This is a genomic window from Vibrio sp. V39_P1S14PM300 (assembly GCF_009904765.1).
Lineage (GTDB): Bacteria > Pseudomonadota > Gammaproteobacteria > Enterobacterales > Vibrionaceae > Vibrio > Vibrio proteolyticus.
On record NZ_WXWP01000373.1, the window covers coordinates 1 to 3,447 of the forward strand.

General features: G+C 44.1%; 6 protein-coding genes. 1 reads left to right on the forward strand and 5 read right to left on the reverse strand.

Features of this window, described 5'->3' with window-relative positions:
* Positions 1-239: hypothetical protein (locus tag CAG65_RS22320; RefSeq protein WP_237668861.1), on the forward strand; the 239-nt coding region annotated here is incomplete at its 5' end.
* A gap of 235 nt (positions 240-474) precedes the next feature.
* On the opposite strand, the gene CAG65_RS19410 is transcribed toward CAG65_RS22320, so the two are convergent.
* From CAG65_RS19410 to CAG65_RS19430, 5 genes are all read right to left on the reverse strand, one after another.
* A complete protein-coding gene (locus CAG65_RS19410) occupies positions 475-879 on the reverse strand; it encodes a hypothetical protein (RefSeq protein ID WP_161454679.1) in 405 nt (134 codons plus the stop codon).
* A gap of 94 nt (positions 880-973) precedes the next feature.
* Positions 974-1,285 (reverse strand): DUF2695 domain-containing protein, encoded by a 312-nt coding sequence (locus tag CAG65_RS19415; protein ID WP_161454680.1) that lies wholly within the window; start codon positions 1,283-1,285, stop codon positions 974-976.
* Positions 1,286-1,378: 93 nt separating this feature from the next.
* The gene (locus CAG65_RS19420; RefSeq protein WP_161454681.1) at positions 1,379-1,681 is read right to left on the reverse strand and encodes a 4-fold beta flower protein; all 303 of its coding nucleotides are present in this window, start codon (positions 1,679-1,681) and stop codon (positions 1,379-1,381) included.
* Positions 1,682-2,080: 399 nt separating this feature from the next.
* Positions 2,081-2,293, reverse strand: a complete 213-nt coding sequence (locus tag CAG65_RS19425; RefSeq protein ID WP_161454682.1) for a DUF3892 domain-containing protein — start codon at positions 2,291-2,293, stop codon at positions 2,081-2,083.
* Positions 2,294-2,496: 203 nt separating this feature from the next.
* Positions 2,497-3,390, reverse strand: coding sequence for a LysR substrate-binding domain-containing protein (locus CAG65_RS19430; protein ID WP_161454683.1), 894 nt, complete (start codon positions 3,388-3,390; stop codon positions 2,497-2,499).
* Between the last annotated feature and the right edge of the window lie 57 nt (positions 3,391-3,447).

Genomic DNA, 3,447 nt, shown 5'->3' on the forward strand with positions numbered 1-3,447 from the left:
GCATAGTGCTGGCAACTTTGTTCGTTGCATACAAAGTTGCGGGAGGCGGGGGGCTTATTTTGTCCTTAATCCCATTAACTATTCTGATCAGTATCTTTGCGAGCAGGAGTTCCAGTGACGCTGATTCACAAGATGACAGTTTTCTGGAATCGGCAGACCTTGATGACCAGGAAGGTGTGAGTGTTCCCATTCCTGATGCTTCGGATACAGGATCTGACTGGCGGGGAATCCCTTATTGAAAGAATTTGCGTTATGCAGCGTCTTTCCTTTCAGTCTTCCTGTAAGTAAAGGAGAAATGAAGCATCATTATCAACTTAACTCTCTTTTGGACATTTCCGAGTTAAAGCCTCAACTCTAACTCGTCAGTTTCAGATTAAAATTTCTATGAGTTAACGCCAGCCAGCATGCGCGGCTACGGAATGGAGGTGCAGCCGCAATGTAGTAGACGTCGCCGTGCCTGGCCTTGTTAGCGCTTTATATGCAAAACACATTCTGAACCCATGCATCGTTAGAGTCGAAAGGCCCGTGAATTGAGGCCGTACAGCCATGCAAGGGTACTTTCCTAGCAAACTGAGCATCAGTTAACCAGTTGACGTAAACGCGCCACTCTTCAAAATCAACGTCACGCACTACCCCTAAAGCACGAACCTCCATATCAGCAGAACCACGACCAAGCATGCGTTTTACTGCGATTCGATCTCCGCTCCGTATTTGGCTGAATCGTTCACGTTGTGTAGCTATGGAGTTCCCAACATTACTATCTGATTCGGCTGCTTCGTTAATGTCCCAGCAATACCAATACTGGCGAACAATGAAATCTTTCAGGGCATCGTCTGAACCACCCCACATTGCTCCGACCACCCAATACTGTTTATCCATGATTCTCCTTAGACTTGGTCGCTAACGCCCAAAGCACAGGCGAGCGTTAGCGAGTCCAGCCCGCGCTTTTTGCGGGCGATTGTGCCTTTGCTTGTTATGAGTTTTCGTCAAGGTGCCACCCCACAATATCACCTACGTCATCGTAGACGTTGTAAATAACTTCACAATCACAGAACCCGCCGTGCTCACCAAGCCAAGGAACAACCACTTCTGGATGTAATTGCTTGGACTTAAGGAATTCGATTGTTTCCTTAAGCGTGTGATCACATTCTGGAGCTGACTCTCGGTTTAGGTATGACAATAGATCTTTAAGCTCATCAATACCCATTGGTATAGATGCACGAATTTCATCTTGCTCATTCTTCTTATACTGAGCCTTCAGTTTCTTCTGCTGCTCTTTATCCATGCTTAAGACTCATAACGCCCGCATTTGGGGCGGCTGAAGCGAAGCGTAGGCCGTCCCAGCCCGTAGGGCGACAACATGCGCTTGTTAAATGACTTACACATCAAATGGGTCATGCCAGCCAAGCTTAGGTAGTTTGGGTAGTTTAGGCAGCGGTGGCAAGGGGGGGAGTGGAGGCATAGGTGGCATCTTTGCCATCTTATTCATAGGCTGCATTTTATTTGTATTACGGAGAATATACTGTCCGTTAACAACCTCGCCCACATAAACACCTTCAGCACTCCATACGCTACCGTCCTCCTCTATCCATCCCAGGTACTGACTTTGTGGATCGAACAGCCTACCGTTTCTTTCAAAACCTAAGTGCTGTCCGTTCCATTTAAAAAAGTGATTGGCCATTTGATTCTCCTTGTCATTTAACGGCGCAACACAGGCCGAGCGTCAGCGAAGTCCAGCCCATGCGCTTTTTGCATGGGCGATTGTGCTTGGCTTTGTTATACGCCTTCACAAGTAACTCCCATACAATTTTCGATAGTTTTTGTAGATATGTCTATTTGGCAGTTTTGGCTAACAGAGTTTTCAATCTGAATCATCACTGGTCTGATCTTATCAATTTCAGATTGAGGAGGACGGCGATTGATATCAATGTATGTATTTAGAAAGTCCGTTTTTTGACAATCGTATTCACAAATTAGAACAACAAATGGCGAAAGAAACGAGTCTGGGTTTCTAGACTAATCAACTTTGGGGCACTTCCGAATTATGAAGTGTCAACTGTACGGATCTGGACAAAATTAGTTAATCTTTGTTTACGTTGTTCGATTCCCGATTATCAGGATTTGATCGAACATAATCCTCGCCATTGACATTTACTACATGGTGATTAGGGTGCTTTCCTGCGTTAACTTCGTCAACAAGCGCTTTTCTGCTAACCACGCCACGACCTTGGATGGTGTAGGAATCATTTTCACCGTGCTCGCCATCGTTATTGCCACGTATGTTTTTAGCCATAAATCCTCCAATAATCAAGTAAGAAACCAGACTCACAACATTAGAGTTATCTACGTTAAGCTGAAATGCAAATATTTGCTATGAAATTTTGAGTGTATTCGCGGTAAGTGGTGAGCTGTGCTCCTACTGAGCCTAAACCTTGCCACAAAAACACTAAGTTTGACTTAGACATTTTCGTGTTATGCGACCAATGCTCAAGCGACCTATTCGAGATACTTTTCCTCTAACAGAGAAACAACCCACTTTTGTAGCGGATCATCGCTATACCTAGGATGCCATGCGGCAATAACATCAAATGACTCGGGGGACTCGCTCATATCGATTTTCGTCACATTCAATCCATCAACTGCCCTCGAAGGTAAAAAAGCAATAGAATCGGTTGTTTCGAGGTAAAGAGGCACAACGGAGAAACAAGGTGCTGACACAACGACGTTACGCTCTAAGCCAAACTGCTTGAACCATTCATCTATTGATCCCTTAAAGTTTGGCCTAGATGGCGAAGCAATGATCGCTGGATGGGCTGCGATTTTTTCGAGTGATGGGTTTACTTTAGAAATCGTTGAATGTTTAGATGTGATACACACATGATGTTCTTCAAACAGCTTAATCATGGGATAGGACTCAGGTATGTAGTCTGGAAATGCTATCGCTAAGTTCACTTTCCCACTTTCCATCAAGTCATTTAACTTATCTAATTCAAAATCTCGAACAATGACTTTTAAGTTTGGTGATTGAGCCCTTAGCATTGCAATTAATGATGGTAGAACAACTTGTTGCGCATAGTCTGTAGCTGCTATGACATAGCTACCTTCGACAGTAGTTGGGTTAAACGCTTTTGGAGAGAGAAGAGCTTGAAAATCTCGAAGCAGTTTATCGATTTCTAGAGAGAGTTCTTCGGCTAAAGGCGTGGGTACAAAGCCATTGGTTTTTCTAAGGAACAGTCGGTCGCCAAATACATCACGTAGTTTTTTAAGTTGCTCGCTTACCGCTTGCTGAGTTAAGCCGAGCTGACTTGCAGCCTTCGATGCACTCTGCTCCCGAATCAACGCCTGAAAGACTCTGAGCTGTTTAATATCTAACCTATCTAGCTTGTTCACTTAAGTTACCTTCTGACTAGAAAAGTGTTACCAATTTTTATTGTATCACTTACAAAG

What these genes read in the sequence shown, in the direction of transcription:
- CAG65_RS19410 (WP_161454679.1), bottom strand. Translation starts at nt 879, where the DNA reads ATGGATAAACAGTATTGGGTGGTCGGAGCAATGTGGGGTGGTTCAGAC.
- CAG65_RS19420 (WP_161454681.1), bottom strand. Translation starts at nt 1,681, where the DNA reads ATGGCCAATCACTTTTTTAAATGGAACGGACAGCACTTAGGTTTTGAA.
- CAG65_RS19415 (WP_161454680.1), bottom strand. Translation starts at nt 1,285, where the DNA reads ATGGATAAAGAGCAGCAGAAGAAACTGAAGGCTCAGTATAAGAAGAAT.
- CAG65_RS19425 (WP_161454682.1), bottom strand. Translation starts at nt 2,293, where the DNA reads ATGGCTAAAAACATACGTGGCAATAACGATGGCGAGCACGGTGAAAAT.